Here is a 3,123-nt window from a genome sequence, read left to right as displayed (position 1 = left end):
CCGGACCTGTACATGACGCGCAATGCCGCGCGCGTCGTTGCCTACGTCCCGGATGACCCCGAACATCCGTTCAAGGAGTACGCCTCGCCATTGGAAATGGTCGTGGAACTGACGCGCCAGTTGCGCTCCAGGGACTATCAGCAATTCTTCAGCCGCTTCGTCAACCACGACCAGCGCGGTTTCTTCTTCAGCACTCTCAACAGCCGGCTGAGTGAAATCCGCTGGCATCCGCACGAACCCGGCGACCCGCTGCCGGCGTGGCGCGAAGCCCCGGTGGAGCGGCCCGATCTGCAGACTGCGCTGACGCCGTTTTACGACGATGTCTGGCAACACCTGTACCAGGCAAAGCTGAACAAGATTTTCAATGACGCCCGAACCATTGCCGTACCGACTGCCCTGGTTGATCAAAGGGCGCGCTGGGCATTCTGGGATTCGCTGGTCAACATCCTGTCTTCCATCGCCCAGACCGCGGCGATGATCGTCGCGCCGTTCGTGCCGGTGCTCGGTGAAGCGATGATGGCGTACATGGCCTATCAGATGCTCGATGAAGTATTCGAAGGCATTGTCGAGTGGGCGCAGGGACGTACGACCGAAGCGGTCGAACACTTGATGGGCACCGTGGAATCGATGATCCAGTTGGGCATGTTCGCCGTCGGCGGTGCGATTGGCGCGGCCGAGTTTCGCAAGGTATTGCCCAAGGAAATCGTGGCGTTCATCGACCGCTTCAAACCGGTACAACTGGCCAATGGTGACACCCGCTATTGGCAACCGGATATCGAGCGCTACAAACACCCGCAGAAGCCGAGTTCCGATTCGCAACCCGATGTAATGGGTCTGCATACCCATGAAGACAAGCGCCTACTGCCCCTGGAGGACGCGCATTTTGCAGTCAGGGAAAGTCAGGTGCCGGGGCAGTACCGCATCGAACATCCGAGTCGCCCCGACGCATACCAACCGGTGCTGCGCCACAATGGCGAAGGTGCCTGGCACACTGAACTGGAGCAACCGCTGGAATGGGATGGCGCAACCGCGCTGCGCCGTATCGGCCCTGCGGTCGAGAGCTTGTCCGCGAGCGAGCGCGAAACCGTCCTGCAGATCAGCGGAACCAGCGAAGACGCGCTGCGCAAAATGCATGTCGAGCAGGAAAAGGTCCCGCCGCTGCTGGCCGACAGTATCCAGCGCTTCAAGCTTGATCAGCAGTTGCAACGCTTCATCGACCAGCTCGACAGCGATGACGCCGAAGTTTTTTTGCGCGCCGACCCGGCCATGCAGCTGCAGGTGCTCAGCGAATACGGCCGCTGGCCAGGCGACAAATGCCTGCGTCTGCTCGATCGCCAAGGCGAGCAACTGTGGCAATCATCTGCCGACACAACCCTGCCCGTGACCGAACTGCGCCAGGGCGAACTGATCGGTGGCGACGTGCTCAAAACCCTGCTCCAAACCCTCGACGAGACGCAGATCAAAGCCTTGCTGGACGAGCCCTTCGCCGGACCGACGCCGTCCATTGAGATCCGCAGCCAGAACCTGCGCAAGCAAGTGGCGGACCTCGCCAGACGCAACACAAGCGCGCTGTTCGAGTCGCGCTATCAAGCCCTTCAGCACCTCGACGACCCGCTGGCGGCACGACTCAAGACCCACCCTCCGCAATTGCCGGCCAGCATTACCCGCGAACTGCTCGATACCGCGACCGGCAGCGAACTGCTGCAGATCAGCGAAGGACAATTGCCCGCGCGCCAACAGGCGCTCATGCAGATGGCCAGTGACGAGGTGCGCGTCACCCGCGCGTATGAAGGCCTTGAGCTGGCCTCGGTGGGCAACCCCGACTCTGACTCTCTGGCGCTGCACAGCCTCAAACTGCTGCCGGGCTGGAGTGGCGATGTGCGCATCGAGATCCGTGACGGGCGCTACGAGGGCGCATTACTGGACACCATCGGCCGCGACGATGCGCCTGCACACAAGGTGCTGGTGCGCCGCGACGATGGCCAATATCAACCTTATGACGATAGTGGGCAGCAGCTGCACTCATTCACTGATTTCTATTCCAGCCTGTTGTACGCATTGCCCGACAGCGAGCGCCAGAGCCTGGACCTGCGCATCGGTCAGAGTCAGGCGCTGAAGGCGGCCATTCGTGAACGTACGCTCGAGCGCCACGAGTGGCGTCAGGTGATTGCCGATACGCCGTCCCGAGCGCCGACTGTCGACACCCTGCGCCTGCTGGGTACCGACGGTTACGCCCATGCTCCGCGTCCGCCACGCCCCGCTTACCAGCCGCACACCCTCGAAGAAGACATCCGCGTGCTCTATCCACGCATGTCGAACCATGAGATGCGCTTTCTCGCCGAAAGTATGCGCAGTAGTCCCGCAGGCCCGCGCGCAGAGATGCTTCGCTTGCAAAATGACTACTTGCAATTGCAGAACGAGCTGCATGTCTGGGCCAACAATCCGCCCGCCGTACACCCGGAAACCGGCACGGCGCTGACGCCGCTGGAGAAGCGCGCCGAACTCCAGAATCGCAGGCTGCTCAGGGAGCAATTGCTCAAAGCCTGGAGGCGGGAGCACGTCACGGGTATCAATCAACAGGGCTTCGCCGCCGGATACGCCTTGCGCCTTACACCGGCGGTGATGGGCGACTTGCCGGTGTTGTCAGCGGACTTCAGCCATATCACCTCGCTCGCCATTGACGGCAGCCCGATGACCACATCTGTCGACAGCTTTCTGCAGTCCTTCAGTCAATTGCAGAATATTGATGCGCGCAACCTCAATCTGCCCAGCCTGCCGCAAGCACTGACTTCAATGCCCTCGCTGCGCGAACTGCGTTTACGCGATTGCCGAGTGAGCCTGACAACGGTCACAGAGTCGGTGCTGGCTTCCTTGCCACAACTTACCCTGCTCGATCTGCAAGGCAATGCGCTGGGCTTGCCGCCGGACCTGCAAGCGATGCCTTCGTTGCGCTACGTCAATCTGTCGGACACCGGCATTCATACGGTGCCCGACGATCTGCTGGATCATCCGCGATTGATCTCGGCGCAATTCGATCGCAACCGCATCACGCGGATACCGGAAAAGTTCTTCAACCTGGCCAGCTCCCTCAGCGATGGTTACACCTTTGCAGACAACCCGTTG

General features: G+C 61.2%; 1 protein-coding gene. It reads left to right on the top strand.

Annotated elements, in window-relative coordinates; all coding sequences use genetic code 11:
- Positions 1-12 precede the first annotated feature (12 nt).
- Positions 13-3,123, top strand: a 3,111-nt coding sequence (locus OQK_RS30475) for a dermonecrotic toxin domain-containing protein (RefSeq protein WP_162098730.1), incomplete at its 3' end; no start/stop codon positions are given.

Source organism: Pseudomonas sp. R62, assembly GCF_000257605.1.
GTDB lineage: Bacteria > Pseudomonadota > Gammaproteobacteria > Pseudomonadales > Pseudomonadaceae > Aquipseudomonas > Aquipseudomonas atacamensis.
The sequence above is the reverse complement of the archived record's forward strand: the minus strand, read 5'-3'. Positions and strand labels throughout refer to the sequence as shown.